Origin of the sequence: Bacillus sp. FSL K6-1560 (genome assembly GCF_038592935.1) — a bacterium.
GTDB lineage: Bacteria > Bacillota > Bacilli > Bacillales > Bacillaceae > Bacillus > Bacillus subtilis.
The window spans coordinates 714,720-733,023 of sequence record NZ_CP151946.1 but is presented as its reverse complement, the minus strand read 5'-3'; the positions used below and the strand labels follow the sequence as shown (position 1 = coordinate 733,023).

Annotated in this window: 16 protein-coding genes; 2 read left to right on the top strand and 14 right to left on the bottom strand. The window is 45.1% G+C overall.

All coding sequences use genetic code 11. The annotated features are described in order from the left end of the window. Positions 1-10: 10 nt before the first annotated feature. Positions 11-1,828, bottom strand: coding sequence for an assimilatory sulfite reductase (NADPH) flavoprotein subunit (locus NYE22_RS03830; protein WP_342412307.1), 1,818 nt, complete (start codon positions 1,826-1,828; stop codon positions 11-13). A 170-nt stretch (positions 1,829-1,998) separates the two neighbouring features. Continuing rightward, positions 1,999-4,323: a DNA helicase IV gene (gene helD / locus NYE22_RS03825; protein WP_253137280.1), complete on the bottom strand. Its 2,325-nt coding sequence runs from the start codon at positions 4,321-4,323 to the stop codon at positions 1,999-2,001. Positions 4,324-4,900: 577 nt separating this feature from the next. Between helD and NYE22_RS03820 the strand changes: the two genes are divergently transcribed. After that, complete coding sequence (locus NYE22_RS03820; protein WP_014477979.1) at positions 4,901-5,335, top strand: hypothetical protein; 435 nt, start codon at positions 4,901-4,903, stop codon at positions 5,333-5,335. Positions 5,336-5,444: 109 nt separating this feature from the next. Here the strand turns inward: NYE22_RS03820 and NYE22_RS03815 are convergent, their stop codons facing one another. The 7 genes from NYE22_RS03815 to csoR form a co-directional block, all read right to left on the bottom strand. Then, positions 5,445-6,056 (bottom strand): trimeric intracellular cation channel family protein, encoded by a 612-nt coding sequence (locus NYE22_RS03815; RefSeq protein WP_003228419.1) that lies wholly within the window; start codon positions 6,054-6,056, stop codon positions 5,445-5,447. A 185-nt stretch (positions 6,057-6,241) separates the two neighbouring features. Next, complete coding sequence (locus NYE22_RS03810; protein WP_033883427.1) at positions 6,242-6,658, bottom strand: disulfide oxidoreductase; 417 nt, start codon at positions 6,656-6,658, stop codon at positions 6,242-6,244. Positions 6,659-6,662: 4 nt separating this feature from the next. Beyond that, on the bottom strand, positions 6,663-7,331 hold the full coding sequence (gene bdbD / locus NYE22_RS03805) for a disulfide bond formation protein BdbD (RefSeq protein ID WP_003228414.1): 669 nt from the start codon (positions 7,329-7,331) through the stop codon (positions 6,663-6,665). A 119-nt stretch (positions 7,332-7,450) separates the two neighbouring features. Further along, positions 7,451-9,559 carry a heavy metal translocating P-type ATPase gene (locus NYE22_RS03800; protein ID WP_342412306.1) on the bottom strand — a complete coding sequence of 703 codons (2,109 nt, stop codon included), beginning with the start codon at positions 9,557-9,559 and terminating at the stop codon, positions 7,451-7,453. A gap of 160 nt (positions 9,560-9,719) precedes the next feature. Then, positions 9,720-12,131 carry a copper-exporting P-type ATPase CopA gene (copA, locus tag NYE22_RS03795; protein ID WP_342412764.1) on the bottom strand — a complete coding sequence of 804 codons (2,412 nt, stop codon included), beginning with the start codon at positions 12,129-12,131 and terminating at the stop codon, positions 9,720-9,722. An 83-nt stretch (positions 12,132-12,214) separates the two neighbouring features. Continuing rightward, positions 12,215-12,424, bottom strand: a complete 210-nt coding sequence (copZ, locus tag NYE22_RS03790) for a copper chaperone CopZ (RefSeq protein ID WP_003228406.1) — start codon at positions 12,422-12,424, stop codon at positions 12,215-12,217. A gap of 75 nt (positions 12,425-12,499) precedes the next feature. Further along, positions 12,500-12,805, bottom strand: a complete 306-nt coding sequence (gene csoR / locus NYE22_RS03785; protein WP_003228404.1) for a copper-sensing transcriptional repressor CsoR — start codon at positions 12,803-12,805, stop codon at positions 12,500-12,502. A gap of 127 nt (positions 12,806-12,932) precedes the next feature. Here csoR and iolW point away from each other — a divergent pair, with 127 nt between their 5' ends. Continuing rightward, positions 12,933-14,009 carry a scyllo-inositol 2-dehydrogenase gene (gene iolW / locus NYE22_RS03780; RefSeq protein ID WP_014480865.1) on the top strand — a complete coding sequence of 359 codons (1,077 nt, stop codon included), beginning with the start codon at positions 12,933-12,935 and terminating at the stop codon, positions 14,007-14,009. 36 nt (positions 14,010-14,045) lie between these two features. On the opposite strand, the gene azoRB is transcribed toward iolW, so the two are convergent. From azoRB to NYE22_RS03755, 5 genes are all read right to left on the bottom strand, one after another. After that, entirely contained in the window at positions 14,046-14,681 is a 636-nt protein-coding gene (gene azoRB, locus NYE22_RS03775; protein ID WP_003228400.1) for an FMN-dependent NADH-azoreductase AzoRB, read from the bottom strand. A 158-nt stretch (positions 14,682-14,839) separates the two neighbouring features. Beyond that, positions 14,840-16,735, bottom strand: a complete 1,896-nt coding sequence (locus tag NYE22_RS03770; RefSeq protein ID WP_167568479.1) for an FUSC family protein — start codon at positions 16,733-16,735, stop codon at positions 14,840-14,842. A 162-nt stretch (positions 16,736-16,897) separates the two neighbouring features. Further along, the gene (locus tag NYE22_RS03765) at positions 16,898-17,299 is read right to left on the bottom strand and encodes a YvaD family protein (protein WP_167568478.1); all 402 of its coding nucleotides are present in this window, start codon (positions 17,297-17,299) and stop codon (positions 16,898-16,900) included. After that, complete coding sequence (locus NYE22_RS03760) at positions 17,296-17,655, bottom strand: multidrug efflux SMR transporter (RefSeq protein WP_003228392.1); 360 nt, start codon at positions 17,653-17,655, stop codon at positions 17,296-17,298. The genes NYE22_RS03765 and NYE22_RS03760 overlap by 4 nt, the downstream gene beginning before the upstream one ends. Next, a complete protein-coding gene (locus NYE22_RS03755) occupies positions 17,652-18,224 on the bottom strand; it encodes a TetR/AcrR family transcriptional regulator (RefSeq protein WP_032722523.1) in 573 nt (190 codons plus the stop codon). The genes NYE22_RS03760 and NYE22_RS03755 overlap by 4 nt, the downstream gene beginning before the upstream one ends. Positions 18,225-18,304 lie beyond the last annotated feature (80 nt).

Here is an 18,304-nt window from a genome sequence, read left to right as displayed (position 1 = left end):
TCAAGTCAAATCAATATACATCACGCTGATAGCGTTTTTGCTGCTGCATATCGGCAAGATAAGCCTCCGCTTCTTCGCGGCTCATATTGCCTTCTTTTTCGATAATTTCAAGTAATGTGTGATGGACGTCATGCGCCATATGCTTTTCATCTCCGCAAATATAAACAGCCGCTCCTTCTTGAAGCCATTCAAACAATTCTGCGCTATGTTCAAGCATGCGGTGCTGCACATATACTTTTTCTTCCGTATCACGTGAGAACGCCACATCCATTTTTGTCAGCACACCGTCTTTGAGCCAATTCTGCCACTCTGTCTGGTAAAGGAAATCCGTGACAAAGTGCTGATCGCCAAAGAACATCCATGCCTTTCCTTCCGCTCCCGTCTCCTCACGCTCCTGCATAAAGGAACGGAAAGGTGCGACGCCTGTCCCAGGGCCCACCATGATAATCGGTGTTTCAGGGTCTTTCGGAAGCTTAAAGTTTTGATTGTGCTGTACATAAACCGGCAGTGTGTCACCCGGCTGCAGACGTTCCGCGCACAAAATCGAGCAGACGCCTTTTCGTTCACGGCCGTGCGCATCGTAGCGGACTGCGCCGATTGTTAAATGCACTTCATCCGGATTTGCGGATAAACTGCTTGCAATCGAATAAAGGCGGGCAGGCATTTTTCGCAAAATAGAGACAAACTCCTGCGCAGATACACTAAATGGGCCATAGTCACGGACGAGATCAAGCAAATCGCGCCCTTCAATATAGGCTTTTACATTCTCCTCATTTCCCGGGGCTAAAAGCTCTCTAAGCTCATCGTTCCCTGTCAGCTGGGCTGCCTGTTCAATAAGCGGTTTTGTGAGAACGGTAATCTCATAGTGATAAATCAGCGCTTCTTTCAGCGGACGGACATCACCTTGCTTATTAAGCGTCACAATTTCTTCCGGGTCCCAATTCATTTCCTTTAGGAGCAGCTCGACAAGTTCCGGATCGTTTTCCGGATAGACGCCGAGGCTGTCACCAGTCTCGTAAGTCAGGCCAGATCCTTCAAGAGACAGCTCCACATGGCGTGTTTCTTTATTTGATCCTCTGCCGTTTAAATTTAAATTTTCTAACACTTCAGCCCGAAACGGGTTTGTTCTGGAATACGAAGACTCACCGGTTTGTGACGCAGCCGCCGGCGCAGGCGCGGCGCTTCCGCCCCCAGCTTCATTTAATCCCTTCAATACACCCTCAAGCCATTCGGCTGCCGGTTCATCATAGTCAAGATCGCAATCAACGCGCGGAGAAATCCGTTTTCCGCCGAGTTCTTCTAAGCGCTGATCAAATTCTTTCCCTGTCTGGCAGAAAAACTCGTACGAACTGTCACCAAGCGCCAAAACGGAAAAGCGCAGGTCTTCAAGCTTAGGCGCCCGTCTTCCGTGCAGAAATTCGTGAAACGACAGCGCGTTATCAGGCGGCTCGCCTTCTCCATGCGTACTGACGACGATTAAAAGATTGGTTACCTTCTTCAGCTGATTCGGCTTAAAATCGCTCATGGATGAGACGGTCACTTGAAAACCGCTCTGTTCAAGCTGCTTGCCGGCATTTTCTGCAAGCCCCTGTGCGTTTCCCGTCTGTGAACCATAAAGAACGGTCACTTCTTTTGAAACGGCCGGTGCCGGTGCTTCCGCAGACACAGCTGCCGCCGGCGCACCCGCAGCTTCTTGGGCGGAAACAGATTGAGCGGATAAATATCCGCTCAGCCAGATTTTCTGGGATTCGGTCAAGGTCGGCAGAAGGCGGTTAAGGAGCTCTGCCTGCTCCTGATTAAACGGACTGTTCATTACCTGAAGTTGCAACGTATCCACCTCACAAAGTTATAAACTGATCGAAAATTGCATCTAATTGAACTTTACCGGAATACTAGGCTTAAGTAAAATATATTTACATGATGATAACTATTAAGAATCCTAATGATAAAACGGCTATGCTTCATGTAAATAGAAAAAAGAGAAGGACTCCCTTCTCTTCATTCAGCCATCTGATATAAGTGAGGCGGCACAGCGGTTGCAAACGGACTGGCTTCACCTGTATAAAATACCGCCAGCATGTGCATCGCACGGGTGCACGCAGTATATAAAAGCCTGCGGTCGTGCTCTGTATGATAGTGTTCTTCAGATGCATCATAGACAAGCACTGCGTCAAATTCAATTCCCTTCGCTAAATACACCGGAATCACGCAAACACCCTTTTGAAATGGTTGATTTTCTTTATGAATCAGGCGAACATCTGTATATTCACTCATGTGGGCGTGTGCCTGTATGCATTGCTGCGCTGTCTTGCAGATGACGGCTATTGTTTCGTGCCCTTTTTTCTTGAGCCGGCCAATTTCTTGCGCGAGCTTTTGGCAAAGGCTCTCATGTCCTTCAGTTTTGACAACGAGCGGCATTTCCCCGCTTCTATTAAACGGCTCAATATCCGCTCCATCTTGAAGCATCGCTTTGGTAAATTCGACAATCTGCCTTGTTGATCTGTATGTTCTCTTTAAACGAACATACTCAGCAGGCTCATCCTCAAAGCACGCATCCATACGCTGATCCCCATGTATGGTATGCGCGTAGATGGACTGATTGATATCACCGAGCACTGTCATGCTGGCAGCCGGAAAAATACTTCTCATGTAAGCCATCTGAAACGGTGAATAGTCCTGGGCTTCGTCAATAAATAGATGTTTGATCTTCGTATTTTTCTTTCTGCCCTCAATCAGATCCTGCATATAAAGAAACGGTGCCGCGTCCTCATAGAGCAATTTATTATCCGAAAATGCCGAACGGGTCAGCTCAGCTATCGCGGCCATCTTCTCATGCTGAAATTTTCCTCCCCAGCCAGAAAACAATTGCAAATACAGCTGTGTAACATCAAGAAATGCAAGGAGCCTGACTGCCTGTTTGAGCGGTTTGAAAGCTTTTTTCACAATGATGGCGGCAAGCAGCTGCTGCTCTCTTTGATAATCGTTAAACGTACTCTCGCTGAACCGTTTCCTTTCCTGCAGTTTTTTGTACACGTCCAGGTAGTCCTCTTTGTCAAGCAGCTCAGCTTCATGAACAACCCAATCCTTTCGCCGTTCCTTTTTCTCAAGCTTGTTAAGCTCACTCAGCAGCCACTTCGCGGTTTGCTCCATCCGATTCGGAATGGAGTGATTTTGATCCAATGAGTAAAAATAGGATTGAATTTGCTCCTTTGTGATCAGCTTTTGTCCGCGGAATATAATATTTTTAAAAATCATCCCGTCAGAGGAAAGCCGTGTGACGTATTCATTAATGAATTGCTGAAAGGATAAACCCGCCTTCCATGTGATTCCCGCAAGCCTTGTTGGAAAATCGCCTCCCTTTGTTTCGGTCAGGCAATATTCGAGCTGATCAAAGGGGCTTTCACATTTGAACCTGCGGCCAAGACGATGCTCGATATATTCCTGAAACGTCGCCTGCTCCATATTCTCTTCTCCTAACTCCGGCAAAACAGAGGAGACATAGCTGTTAAATAAGAAGTTGGGAGAAAACAAAACGATTTGTCCGGCATCAATGACGCCACGGTGCCTGTATAACAAATAAGCGACACGCTGAAGCGCAGCCGATGTTTTCCCGCTGCCAGCCGCTCCCTGCACGATCAGGATCTTGCTTTTTTCATTACGGATAATCTGATTTTGTTCTTTCTGAATCGTAGACACGATGTTTTTCATTTGGGTATCGGAGTGATGGCTTAATACCTCTTGCAGCATTTCATCACCAATCGTCATATCGGTATTAAACATCGCCTTGAGAGTGCCGTTTTTGATCATAAACTGGCGTTTCAGCACCATTTCCCCTTCTATCGTTTCACCGGGCACCTCGTACTCCGCTTTACCTGGGGAATAATTGTAGTACAAACTTGATATCGGCGCCCTCCAGTCATAAATCAGAAAGTGTTCCTCCTTCTCATCCAAACAGGAAGCTAAACCGATATAAATTCGCTCTGCCTGCTCCTCGCCGTTTTCAATAAAATCAATCCGGCCGAAATAAGGCGATTTTTTTAATTGATGAATTCGTTTGAGCTGCTGATCCATGCGCCGATGATTGTGTTCCCGATCAGACAGCAGCTCTGCCTGCTGCTTAATGCTTGCCATCGTTTCAATCGCTTCATGGGCATCATCAAAATTAACCTTAACATCCTCCCAAAAGCTTTTTCTTAATCCGATGATATCATGCTTCAACCCGCCCGCAGACGTTTCCAGAAACCGCTCTTTTTTTTCGAGCTCCTGCAGCACCTCATCTATTCTCGACTGCTCTTCCTTCCATTCCTTATCCTGCTGATTCATGAACGGCACCTCCAGAAAATAGTTGACAAACATAGATGAAATACTGTAAAATATAATTGGATACATATATCGAATGTATGACGAAACTGGCAAATACAATTTATCTTAGCACATTCACCCAATACCAATCAAGGTTTGGGTTATTTATATGCAGAAAAAACCGATTTCAACTCGAAATCGGTTTTTTCTCTTATGATTTCACATTGATCACTGTTGGAGGTGCTTTTCTTAGGTTGCGAATCTTCTCTTTCATCAGTATCGATTCCTTATTCCATTCAATCTTCGATATAATATTTCTTTTTCATTTTAAAAACACCGCAGAGCTTTACCGTGTTTGTCTGTTCATCTAACGTGAAGAATGACTAAACTGGCTGTTATTGTCATCTTCCATAAAGCAACTACATCCTTGCTATCGTATCTATAGTCGCAGTAAAATAGTCATTTTTCATCCAATTTCGACATATTTCAACAAATTGAAGTTTTTCATTTGGGAAAATAGGACGATGTTACATTATTTCTCTCGGTTTATGATAAGAACATGAAGAAAGAACCAGAATTAGTTAGGAGGAAATACTCAGTGAAGAAAAAGCTATCTATGATGTTGCTGGCATTCGTCGTAGCCGTAACAAGTTTTACGGCAATTGACCTAGTAAACAACAAAGCGGAAGCTAAAGATTGGGTTAAAAAAGGTCAAATATGGAGTACTCATTACCATTCGGGCTCATTTAAAAACTATACTTACTCGCCAACATTTCAGATTTATTATCCAGGACGAGGAACTTGGGCCAACATGACAGCAAACGGATCAGGCAGCGGGAAAATTACAGCAACTCTGCAACAAAAGACAAATAAAGGCTGGAAAAATGTTAAAACTTTTTATGCAACGAAAAAAGGCTCTACAAATTTAAGTTACAAACAAGCTTCTAAAAGCTACAAAACAAAATACAGATTCAAATTCACTAACACAGGAACTAAAAAAACCATCAGCTATACCTTTTGGGCTACCTATTAATTTTCAATAGCTTTGCTCTGCGCGGTCAGCATTCGAAAAGGACTTTTTATTTGATCCCGGCAGGCTACCATAAAAGAAACCTCTCCATGACGGAGAGGTTTCTTTTATTTTACTGACTATCTAAGCGAAAAGAACGGTTTGGCAGCTTCCAATTAAACATATAGGAACAAACCCGGCAAACAACGAGCACGAAAAACAGAACGTACAAGCCGAACGAGTTCCCCAGCCAGCCCAAGCCGACGATTAAACCGCCGAGAGCCGCCCAGACTGCATAAATTTCTGCCTTCAGCACAAGCGGTTTGCGCCCGGCAAGAAGGTCGCGGATGATTCCGCCCCCGCTTCCCGTCAGCACCGCAGCCACGATCACGGCACTAAGCGGATGGCCCATTTTGACAGCATACAGTGCGCCTTGGATAGCAAAGGCAGCGAGGCCGATCGCATCTGATAAATTGCCCCACTTATTCCAATGCTTCAGCAGCAGCTTCGGAAACAGAAACACAATTGTAATAGATAAAAGCGCGATTTGAAAGTACGCTCCCTGCTCCCATAGCGCTGACACCGGAACACCGATCAGCAAATTGCGGATCGCTCCTCCTCCAAAAGCGGTGACAATCCCTAATATATAAACTCCTAAAATATCATATTCCTCTTCCATCGCAACAATTGCGCCGCTGACTGCAAACGCAATGATGCCAATCACACTGAGCAGCTCCCAAGCCATTCTGATGACTCCCTTTTATGTTTGTTAAATTTTCTGACGACCTCTAGATTTTATAATCGCTCAAGCGTAAAATCAATAACATTTTTATGAGAAAAAAAGATAAATTTAGAGGGAATGCCGCATTGATGAATGGCATGAGTTTGCGAAATTAAAAAAGCGCCCGGCATACGCGGGCGCTTTTTTTGTTATTCAGATTTTTCGCCTTTCAGCAGGCACATAAAAATGATAATCAGGATAAAAGCAATCAGGGCCAGGAATGGAATCGTAATAAAACCAAACCAGTTAATATATTGGCCCGAGCACGGCACGCCGCTGACACATGGCTTAATGCCGCTAAAGCCGGGCACTTTTTGCTCTAAGTAATGCATGATCGAAATGAATGCCCCTATCATCGCCATCGGGAGCACATATTTTTTCACTCGTGTGTCCCCTTGAAAGGTGGCGATGCCTAAAATCAGGACGAGCGGATACATGAGGATACGCTGGTACCAGCACAGTTCACATGGAATAAACTTTCTGATTTCACTGAAATACAGGCTGCCCAGCATAGCGATAAGAGCCACAACCCAAGAAGCATATAAAAATACGATTCTATTTTTCATATCGTTACTTCCCTTTCAGCTCTTTTTCTATTGTCTCTTTGATTTCATCATAATCCGCAAAATTTTTGATCACTTTATCATTGACGTAAATCGTCGGTGTTGCCTGTATGTTCATTTTTTGATTAAGGTCAGAATCCTTTTCCACTTGAGAAGCGAATGTTTCCTTATCAAGATTTTCCTTGAGCGTCTCAGGTTTTATCTTTGTGGTGCTTTTTGCAAGATCACCAAGGAGGCCTGGGGTTACCCATTCCTGTTCCGTATCCGGCTGTTTTTCGAACAGCTTTTCATGGAAATCCCAGAAAGAGTCAGGGTCTTCCTTCCATACTTCTTCAGATGCAAGAGCCGCTAACCTTGAACCTTTTCCATGGAACATGACGTTCACGAAAGAAAATTTCACATCGCCCTTATCAATAAAGTCTTTTTGTATTTTTGGAAAGATGTCACTGTTAAACACCTTGCAAGACGGACATTTGTAATCTCCGAATTCTACTACAGTTACCGGTGCATCGTCCTTGCCAAGCACAGGCTGCCCTTTGATAGACGGCTGCCCGGACACCGCATCATTACCTTGTTCCGTTTTGTTATTAATGATGACAATGGCTGCTAGCAATACAACAACCACAACCGTAAGGATGACCGCGAATTTCGCAGAAGACTGCTGTTTCTTTTTCACTCCGACACCTCATCGTTTTAAAATTAAAAAAGAAGCGGATCGCAATTGACCCACTTCTTTATTTTAACAAGACAAGCGCTGATAAGAAAACCCCGAAAAAATGAATTCTCTCCGACAATTTATTTGTTTTTGAGACGCATGACGCGCATGGCGTTCGCCACAGCAAGCAGTGTAACGCCGACATCTGAGAAAACCGCTTCCCACATGGTCGCAATTCCAAATGCACCAAGAATGAGAAAGATCGCTTTCACACCTAAAGCAAAGCCGATGTTTTGCCACACGATTCGCCGTGTCCGTTTCGCAATCCGAATCGCTTCCGCTATTTTTGACGGCTGATCTGTCATCAGCACGATGTCTGCGGCTTCTACTGCGGCGTCTGAGCCAAGGACTCCCATCGCGATCCCTATATCTGCGCGGGCAAGCACCGGCGTATCATTGATGCCGTCACCGACAAAAATGAGTTTTTCATTAGGTGAAAGCTTAGCTTCCAATGCTTCGACCTGCGCGACTTTATCTTGCGGCAGCAGCTCTGCATATACCTCACCAATCCCAAGCTGTTTTCCGACGGCTTCTCCCGTTTGTTTCGAATCACCCGTCAGCATAGCTGTCTGTTTGATCCCAAGCGACTTCAGATCAGCAACCGCTTGTGCTGCGTCTTCCTTTATCTCATCCGCTATGATGATTGCTCCGGCATAGCGTTGATCAACAGCAACGTGTACGATTGTTCCAGCATTTTCATCCGGGACATCCTCAATTTGTTCTCTTTCCATGAGCTTTTTATTCCCAGCAAGGATCTCAGTTCCATTTACCTTTGCAAAAATGCCGTGACCGGAGATTTCTTCGTATGACTCAATCTCATCGGAGGAAAGCATTTTCCCGTAAGCTTTACGCACAGATTCAGCAATCGGATGCTGTGAATGAAGCTCAGCGTATGCCGCCGCTTCAAGTAATCTATCCTTTGTAAAACCTTCCGCGGGTTTGATTTCTGTCACTTCAAAGCTTCCTTTTGTTAGTGTTCCCGTTTTATCAAACACCGCGTATTTGACTTGATTCAAAGCTTCTAAATAATTGCTTCCCTTTACAAGCACTCCGGCCTTTGAGGCCGCTCCGATTCCGCCGAAGAAACCGAGCGGAATGGAGACAACAAGCGCACAAGGACAAGAAATCACTAAAAAGATAAGCGCGCGGTACACCCAATCGGAAAGCGCGGCGCCAGATAGAACAAGCGGCGGAACAAAGGCCAGCAATACCGCGATGATCACAACAGCAGGTGTATAATACTTGGCAAACTTCGTGATAAAGTTTTCTGTCCGGGCTTTACGGCTGCTCGCATTCTGAACCAAGTCTAATATTTTTGATACTGCTGATTCCTGATAGCCCTTTGTGACTTCAATATGCAGAACGCCGTTTTGATTGATAAAGCCTGACATTACATCTTGTCCTTCCGCAGCTTTTCTCGGAACGGACTCACCTGTTAAAGCAGATGTATCAACCATCGCTGACCCTTGCACGACCTTACCGTCCAGGGGTATGCTTTCTCCCGGATTAACCACAATGATGTCTCCTGTCTGAACGTCCTCCGGGGAAACCTGTTCGATGCCGTTCTTTGTTTTGAGATTGGCGTAATCAGGCCGTATGTCCATTAACGCACTAATTGATTTTCTGGAACGGCTGACCGCGGCACCTTGAAAAAGCTCACCGATTTGATAAAACAGCATAACGGCGACGCCCTCAGGGTATTGCTGAATCAGAAAGGCGCCGATTGTAGCAAGAGCCATTAAGAAATGCTCATCAAACACCTGACCGCGGATGATGTTTTTGACTGCGCGGATCATAATGTCACCGCCGATGATCAAATAAGCAGCGAGGAAAAGGAAAAGTTCAATGGTTCCCGAATGAACCAAATATGCCGCTGCGCCGAGAATGACAGCCGCCGCCATTCTGATCAGCATATTGACCATTCGATTACGATAGCCATCATCAGCTGATTTCTTTATATGCTTTTGGCGAACCGTTACATGCGGATCAATTGATTTCACTTTTTTCTCTACTTTATTCGTGACCCATTGCTCTTCTTTCCCATCGGCTGAGACAGTTAAGGTGCTTGCCGCAAAATTTACCGCGCATCCGTCAATGCCTTTTATGCCTTTGACTCCATTTTCGATTTTTTGGGCACAATTGCTGCAATCCAAACCGTCCAGAACGTATTCCTGTTTCACTAGTCTCACCTTACCTTCCGATTTAGGGTTCCCTTTTCAAAGCGTATCAATGAGTATTGCATTCATTTTAATATATATGAGCATATACTCATATATAAGTTACACCTATTATATGTTGTTTTCCAAGAACGTGTCAATGAAAAACAAAAACCGGCATATAGCCGGTTTTTCATTTTACTTTTTGCAGACGAAGAGCATTCAGAACAACGGAAACGGAGCTGAATGCCATTGCTGCTCCTGCTATCCACGGTGCTAAAAATCCAAGTGCTGCGATTGGGATGCCGAGGCTGTTATAGCCAAGCGCCCAGAATAAATTTTGTTTAATGTTTTTCATTGTCAATCTGCTCATGCGGATTGCGTCGGCAATACTGTTCAGATCGCCGCGAATCAGTGTAATGTCTGCTGTTTCCATGGCAATGTCCGTGCCAGTTCCAATCGCCATGCCGATGTCAGCTGTGGCAAGCGCCGGCGCATCGTTAATTCCGTCGCCTACCATTGCCGTCTGGCGGCCTTCTTTTTGCAAGCAGGCAATTTCTGCTGCCTTTTGTTCAGGAAGGACTTCCGCAATGATATTCGTAATTCCCGCTTCCTTCGCGATGGCTTCTGCGGTTCTGCGATTGTCTCCTGTCATCATGATGACATCAAGGCCCAACTCTTTCAGACGGGCAACAGCCTTCCGTGACGTATCCTTAATCGTATCTGCAACCGCTACTAGCCCCGCTGCTTCTCCATCAATGGATACAAGCATAACTGTTTTCCCTTCTGCCTCTAGCTCTTCCATTTGGGCGAGAAGACCCCCATGCTCAACCTGTTCGCTCTCCATTAATTTTCTTGTGCCGACGAGAATGCTTTTTCCTCCGGCTTCAGCCAAAATGCCTGCGCCGACTTTTGCTTCAAAGCGGGTAAGCTTCGGTATCTCAAGCCCTTTATCTTTCACGCCAGCAATAATCGCTTCGCCAAGCGGATGCTCTGATCCCGTTTCCGCTGCCGCTGCAAATTGAAGCAAATCTTTTTCTTCAAAACGGCCGAATGGAATGGCATCCGTCAGACGCGGCTTCCCGTTTGTCACGGTTCCGGTTTTATCAAGAACAATGGTATCGAGACGATGTGTTTTTTCTAAATGCTCGCCGCCTTTAAATAAAATCCCGAATTCAGCAGCGCGTCCAGATCCAGCCATTATGCTTGTCGGAGTGGCAAGACCGAGGGCGCAAGGACAGGCAATGACAAGAACCGCAATGAACTTGCTGATCGCTTCAGCAAAATCGCCAGGAGCCGCCCAAAGGTACCAAATGAGAAAAGTGAGAACGGCTATCCCCAATACAATGGGCACAAAAATGCCTGAAATCTGGTCAGCGAGACGCTGGATCGGCGCTTTTGACCCTTGTGCTTCCTCAACAATTTTGATGATATGAGAAAGCGCAGTATCCTTTCCGACGTTGACAGCTTTAATTTTCAGGAAACCGTTTGCGTTAACGGTTGAACCTGTCACGCTATCACCAGGATTTTTGTCAACAGGAAGACTTTCTCCTGTAATCATCGATTCGTCAACCGCTGAGCGGCCTTCAATCACTTCTCCGTCGACAGGAATTCGTTCGCCAGGTTTGACGTAAACAATGTCATTAACAAGCACTTCATCGATCGGGATGATTTGCTCCTGTCCGTCTCTTACAACAGTCGCTGTTTTCGCTTGAAGCTTCATCAGCTTTTTAATCGCATCCGAGGAACGGCCTTTTGCTTTTGTTTCAAACAACTTGCCTAATAAAATCAGCGTCAGCAAAATCGCGCTTGTTTCATAGTAAAGGCCGTCTGTATGCCCGTGAGAGCCAAGGCTTTGAAAAGTAAGATAAAGGCTATAAGCGTAAGCAGCCGTCGTACCGAGGGCGACCAATACATCCATATTGGCGCTTTTATTTCTGAGCGCCTTATACGCACCCACATAAAACGGCCAGCCGATCAGAAATTGGACTGGTGTCGCCAGCGCAAATTGCATCCACGGATTGAGAAATATATCGGGTACCCAAATGAATGATGTAAATGTAAAATGGCTCACCATCGCCCAAAGCAATGGAAATGACAGGACAGCTGAAAAAATCAGTCTCGCTGTTTGCTTCCGTTCTTCTTTCTTTTTAGCAGCAGCAGCCTCACTGTCCTGTTCCCCCTTCAACTTTAGCTTATATCCAAGCTTATCTACCGCTTCTTTCAAATCGCCGACAGACGCTTCTTTTGGATTGTATTCGACCGTAACTGTTTCTAAAGCGAAGTTTACTGGTGCATTTGCGACGCCTTCTATTTTGTTAAGCCGTTTTTCAATCCGATTGGCGCAAGCCGCACAGGTCATGCCTTCAATATCGAATTCAGCTTTTTCTGTAACAACGTGATAGCCCAGCTTTTCTATTTTTTCTTGAATCGCTGCAGTCCCTGTTTCAGCAGGATCGTAGATTACATTTGATGTTTCCGTTGCCAGATTAACATTTGCATCCGTGACACCGGGCATCCGCTTCAGGCCTTTTTCAATTCTGGCAGCACATGCCGCACAGGTCATACCAGAGACCTGCATCGCGATTTCCTTTTGTTCACTCAACATACTCACTCCTTTATATACACCTGGGGGGTATATAAAAATGAAAGAAATATCGCGCCTCCCTAAAGGCGCGATACCTTGAATCACTCAGCTACGTCATAGCCCTGATCTTCTATCGCATCCGCAATATCTTTGACTGATACTTTGTCAGCATCAAACGAAACATCGACTTTACCCGCTTCCAGATTGACATGAACGGCACTGACGCCGTCCAGTTCTCCTACGCTTGTTTCTACTGCTTTGACGCAGTGCTGACAAGACATTCCTTCAACTTGCAATGTTTTTTGTTCCATAATCAATTCCTCCTGTTTATTCTTTCTATTTACATCCTACCATACCCCCGTAGGGTATTACAATAAAAAAACGCTTTATGATTTTGTGAACTTTTTAAATACGTCCAAAAGCTCAGAAATGGCCTGTTCCCCGTCGCCGCTTTTGATGGCATCTGCTACACAATGATGGGCATGATCCTCAAGCAAATGAAGCGCCACGTTTTTCATTGCCGCCTGAACAGCTGAAATTTGCACAAGAATATCTACACAATATCTGTCGTTTTCCACCATGTTTTGAATGCCTCTGACCTGGCCCTCAATCCGCTTAAGCCGGTTTGTAATCTGATCTTTTTCTTTCGAGCTTTTATGGTTTAATGTTTTATGTTCGTTATGCTTTTCCATGCGTACACCTCTGTTTAATGATATTAATTCCCATTATACTGATTGTCCAAACGGTTGTCTAAGCATGCCGACGCAAAAAATGAATCAGTTACGTTTTACCATTTGATCAGGAGGGTATATACTTCTGTTGATAACGCTTTTAAAGGGGAGAAGAAAAGTGGATACGATCAAGGTTGGAATATTAGGATACGGATTGTCCGGTTCTGTTTTTCACGGGCCGCTGCTGGATGTTCTGGATGAATATCAAATCAGCAAAATCATGACATCTCGGACAGAAGAAGTGAAACGGGACTTTCCAGATGCTGAGGTTGTACATGAGCTTGAGGAAATCACAAATGACCCTGCCATTGAGCTTGTCATTGTCACCACCCCGAGCGGCCTTCATTACGAGCATGCTATGGCATGCATACAGGCCGGAAAACATGTTGTGATGGAAAAACCAATGACAGCAACAGCCGAAGAGGGGGAAACATTAAAAAGGGCTGCCGATGAAAAAGGCGTATTATTAAGCGTATATCATAACCGACGCTGGGATAACGACTTTTTAACGATTAAAAAGCTGATCTCTGAGGGATCTCTTGAAGATATCAATACATATCAAGTTTCCTATGACCGCTACAGACCTGAAGTTCAAGCGCGGTGGCGGGAAAAAGAAGGCATTGCCACTGGTACGCTGTATGATCTCGGCTCCCACATCATAGACCAAACCCTGCATTTGTTTGGGATGCCTAAAGCCGTGACTGCAAACGTGATGGCCCAGCGGGAAAATGCCGAAACGGTTGACTATTTTCATTTAACCCTGGACTATGGCAAGCTTCAAGCCATTCTATACGGGGGATCAATCGTTCCGGCAAACGGACCTCGTTATCAAATCCATGGAAAAGATTCCAGCTTTATCAAATACGGAATTGACGGACAGGAAGACGCACTCAGAGCGGGAAGAAAACCAGAGGATGACAGCTGGGGTGCAGATGATCCGGAGTTTTACGGACAGCTTACAACCATTCGTGGCTCCGGCAAAAAAACAGAAACGATCCCATCAGTAAATGGCTCCTACCTTACTTATTACCGCAAAATAGCGGAAAGCATACGGGAAGGTGCTGCGCTGCCAGTCACTGCTGAGGAAGGTATTAATGTCATCCGCATCATTGAAGCCGCGATGAAAAGCAGTAAAGAGAAACGAACCATTATGCTGGAGCACTAAAACAAAAGCCTCCCCAAATAAGGGGAGGCTTTTTCATTAGAATGTTTTTCCTGCTTCTTTCGCACGCGCAATCGCGTCTTCTTTGATTTGCTGTGCTTTATCAGGCTCCGCATTATGTCCCTCTACGAAAATGCCTTCGAATGATGGTACGCCGAAGAAGTTCATCATGATGCCGATGTAGCGGTGTCCCATTTCCATCTCAGCCGCAGGGCCTTCTGAATAGTAGCCGCCGCGAGCTTGGATATGAATTGCTTTTTTATCAGTCAACAAGCCGACAGGACCTTGTTCTGTGTATTTGAATGATTTTCCTGCAACAGCAACAGAATCGAGATACGCTTTCATCACTGGCGGGAATGAGAAGTTCCATAAAGGTGTAACAAATACGTACTTATCAGCTGATGCAAATTGATCGCTAAGCTCTCCCAAACGGCCTACTTTCGCTTTTTCGCTTTCAGAAAGCTCTTCAAAGCCTGTACCTGACTGAAGCTTTCCCCATCCGCTGAATACATCTGCGTCAATGTGCGGGATGTTTTCTTTGTACAAATCGATATGTACAACTTCATCATTTGGATTTGCTTCTTTGTAAGATTCGATAAATGCTTTACCTGTTGCCATACTGTACGAAGTTGCTTCGTCATGCGGATGAGCAGTGATATATAATACTTTTGCCATTTTTACCAGCCCTTTCGTTTTTAAAAATCACACACCAATTATTATCATACAGATGCATAATGATTATTCTGTCTCTCTTAGACTTTATTATAGAGACAAAGAAATTTACTTTCAAGTAAAACATCTCGAATTAAAGATTATTTAACTTTCCAAACAGCTTACTTTTCAAAAGCTGTTCTCAAGCCTGAATACAGCGCGGACAATTCTTTACTGATTCGAGGATAATGAGGAACATGCGGCACTTGAATATCCGCAGGCATCCTTTTCATGATAAAGGATTGCTGAGCCTGTTCAAAAAACGCCCGCAGCTGGTTGATCTCTTCATCAGAAAACGGAGCAGGCGGACGGCGGTGAGCTTGGGCCGAGAGCAAATAGTACCCTAAGTGCTGAGCACCGGAAATGGCAGGCCAGAGCGCATCCGCATTCGCGTGAGGAAACTCGCCAAGCGCCTTGTCATACGCATCCCGAAGCCTGACAAGACTCACCCTTAACTTGTGTTCGTCGGCATTCTGCCCGGTTAACAGTTTCTCCATAAACTGCCCTTCCAACCGGATGACGTTCCTCATCAGTTCAGGCAGCCGCTTCGTTGAAAACCGCCGCCACAAAAGCATTGTTCCCAATAGCCCGATCACGCTGCCGACAGCTACGTCCGTCAGCCTCGCTATCATAAAATAACCGGCTCCCGCGCCGCCATGCATACTTTCTGTGATAACAAGCGCGTTTGCTGTTAAAAAGGGAACAGCCAGCGCATAATTGCGGACGATCAGCATCTCAAGAAGACATTGCAGCGCTGCAATACATAACGCAATATAAACACCGCCCGGCTTAAAAAACAGGATTGCGCCAGCCAGCATTACCCCGATCACCGTTCCGGCCGAACGCTGAATAGCCCTGTGAAGCGTAAAAACAACAGTAGTGCCAAGCATGACTGCTGCTGCCGAAAGCGGAATCCAATAGGAGCGTGCAAAGCCGAATGCGAGGGCAAACATATCGGCGGCAAACAGAACAATTCCGTACTTTAACGCTCTAATCAAAACCGGAGACTTCCAGTCAAAGGCATTTCTCAAAAAGTAAAAAGAGGATGGCAGGCGGCTCGGTTCCCCGTCAAGCTGCTTATCAAAACGTCCTGAAGCGATATGCAAAACCTCATTGATTTCTTCAAACAGCTTCCGCCTAGGCTCATATTCGTTCTCATTAATCTGATACGTACAGGAAACCCGTGCATGTGCAAGCATATCTCCGGTTTGGCGAAGTGCCTTTTCAATCTGCGCGGTCTCTCTGTCCGGCGTTTCAGCTGAAAAATGAATAATGGCAATAAATATGTCGTCAGCTTTCTCAAGGAGGCGAAAAAATCGTTCATCATGCCGCGATTTTTTCCGTTTATTCCCTTTCCCAAGAACCGTTTGGCGAGCTGTTCTAAGCATGAGCACCGTCTGATGCTGTGCATTATGAAAACCTGGCGTTCCGACGGCTGAAAGACATGCAGCCAGCTGATGATATGTTTTTTGCAGCACCGCTTCCTCCGGTCCATGTTTGTTCCATAACCAGCCGATTAAAGCGATACCCATGGCGAAAATGCCTCCGAGAAACGTCAGTCCCGCTCTGAACAGCGCTTGTGAAGGATCGGCCGGCAGCCCGGAACTGACTAAAAAGGCAAGGACAAAAAACATTGGCGCAGGGCCTTGAATGCCGAGCGCGCTAAAAATAAACATCGCCGCTGCACCGATCAGCCCCAAAACAGCCGACATCATCCAAAGCGTCCCGGACAAAAGCGTCCCTAAACCAAATGAGAGGGCGATCCCAAAGGAAACCAAGAGCAGCTTCATGGCGCGCTTTTTGTACGATTCACCGCCCGCATATAAATAAACAAAGCCTCCGATACTTGCAATTAATCCGTAATCCGTGTGACCTGCCAATGCACCGACCAGCACAGGAAACCCTGAAGCGAAACCTGATCCGATAGCCTTTTTCCAAGGAAATGGATTTGCATGAATGCGAAAGGCATCCTTCACGATAGGCATGATTCTTTGATTGTTCGCAGCAGTTTTGTTCATTTGACAAAATCCTTTTCAATGAATGTGTAGAACTTTTCCCGTTTCTTCGCTTTAGTATGCCCAAAAACGCGGTTAGCTTCTCAATTGGTGCGCCCGATAAAAAAACAGAGACTTATACCGTCTCTGCTTCATTACATCAGTTTATTATAAAAGCGGCACCTGTCAGGACTGTTTTGTGCTTCTGCCTTCCTTCAAGAGCAGGTGAATAAAAAATAAAGGATAAATCAATAGATACCCATTAAACAGCCACCACACAAGATCAAAGTCACTGCTGAATGTCCAGAATGATAGCGCCTGCAGACCTGAACAACAGGTCAGCACAAGAGAAATCAGCGCCATCAGCTTCCAGTCAGCACGATTCACCCGCTGTAGGTACAAGCTGTACAACCCTGTGACAGAAATCAGGATATCCAGCGGAAAAAAAGACCAGTTCCAAGCGATCATAAACGGATGGTCATGATGTTTAAAAGCCCAGCTTTCCGGTATGAGCGAAAACCCGGCTGACAACCAGTACAAGATAAAACCGATATCAGTCACGAGAAAAAACAGCTTCATATATCTCATTTGTACTGCCCGCTTTTATGTACCGGCTCAGACACCGCAGCATGCTCGATCAGGTTTAAAGACACAACACCGGCAATAATCAATCCAATTGAAATGACTTTCATGACACTAACATGTTCTTGAAAAAACAAAAAACCAACGACTGTAATCAGGACAATTCCCATCCCTGACCATACAGCATAAGCAACTGATACATCAATGGATTTAAGCGTAAGCGTCAGAAAGAAAAGACTCCCTCCATAAAAGAAAATCAACAGCAAACTGGGAATAAGCTTTGTAAAACCAGACGATAGCTTCATGCTGACCGTTCCCGCAACCTCAAACAAAATCGCCAAGCATAGAAACACCCAATTCACGTGGCATCAGCCTCCTCATCAGCTGTTATACCGTTAAACAAAACATCTACAATTGATTCAAGCACCTCTCCTGTCGTGAACTGATGTTTCAGTGGATATTCAGGGTCATACACTTGGTTGATGCTCCCTATATACATGTGAATAAACAGGTCCGGATTGATGTTTCTGATTCTCTTTTGCTGTTTGCACTCGTTTAATAATTCTAGGACAATGGCCCATTCTGCCTTAATAAACGTGTCTAATGTAAGCCACGCATCGTAATGGTATTTCTTTAGTTCATTTAATAATCCCATGTTCAGCAGTTCCATCCCCTGCGGAAGGCTGATCAGCATTTTTTTCACCTTTTCAAGCACATTTAAACTTTCATTTTCATAGATGTCTCTTTCCATTTGCTTCATTTCGGCTAAAAATTGTTCGACAACCGCCTCAACAAGCTGATCTTTAGATGAATAATATGCATAGAGCGTCCGTTTGCTCGTTCCCAGCGCTGCAGCCAAATCATTCATCGTAAATGAAAATCCTTTTTGCTTGATCAGCCGGAAAGTTTCCGCCAGAATTCTTTTATCCATATTAATCCCCCGCTTTCAGTACCAAGAAAACTATTTCGGTACCAATATTATACGGCAGAAATTTATGGAAATCAACAATA

Coding starts and splice junctions, on each gene's coding strand:
- NYE22_RS03770 (WP_167568479.1), bottom strand. CDS start 16,735: ATGAACAAAACTGCTGCGAACAATCAAAGAATCATGCCTATCGTGAAG.
- NYE22_RS03815 (WP_003228419.1), bottom strand. CDS start 6,056: ATGGCTTGGGAGCTGCTCAGTGTGATTGGCATCATTGCGTTTGCAGTC.
- NYE22_RS03765 (WP_167568478.1), bottom strand. CDS start 17,299: ATGAGATATATGAAGCTGTTTTTTCTCGTGACTGATATCGGTTTTATC.
- NYE22_RS03810 (WP_033883427.1), bottom strand. CDS start 6,658: ATGAAAAATAGAATCGTATTTTTATATGCTTCTTGGGTTGTGGCTCTT.
- NYE22_RS03755 (WP_032722523.1), bottom strand. CDS start 18,224: ATGGATAAAAGAATTCTGGCGGAAACTTTCCGGCTGATCAAGCAAAAA.
- helD (WP_253137280.1), bottom strand. CDS start 4,323: ATGAATCAGCAGGATAAGGAATGGAAGGAAGAGCAGTCGAGAATAGAT.
- csoR (WP_003228404.1), bottom strand. CDS start 12,805: ATGGAAAAGCATAACGAACATAAAACATTAAACCATAAAAGCTCGAAA.
- copZ (WP_003228406.1), bottom strand. CDS start 12,424: ATGGAACAAAAAACATTGCAAGTTGAAGGAATGTCTTGTCAGCACTGC.
- azoRB (WP_003228400.1), bottom strand. CDS start 14,681: ATGGCAAAAGTATTATATATCACTGCTCATCCGCATGACGAAGCAACT.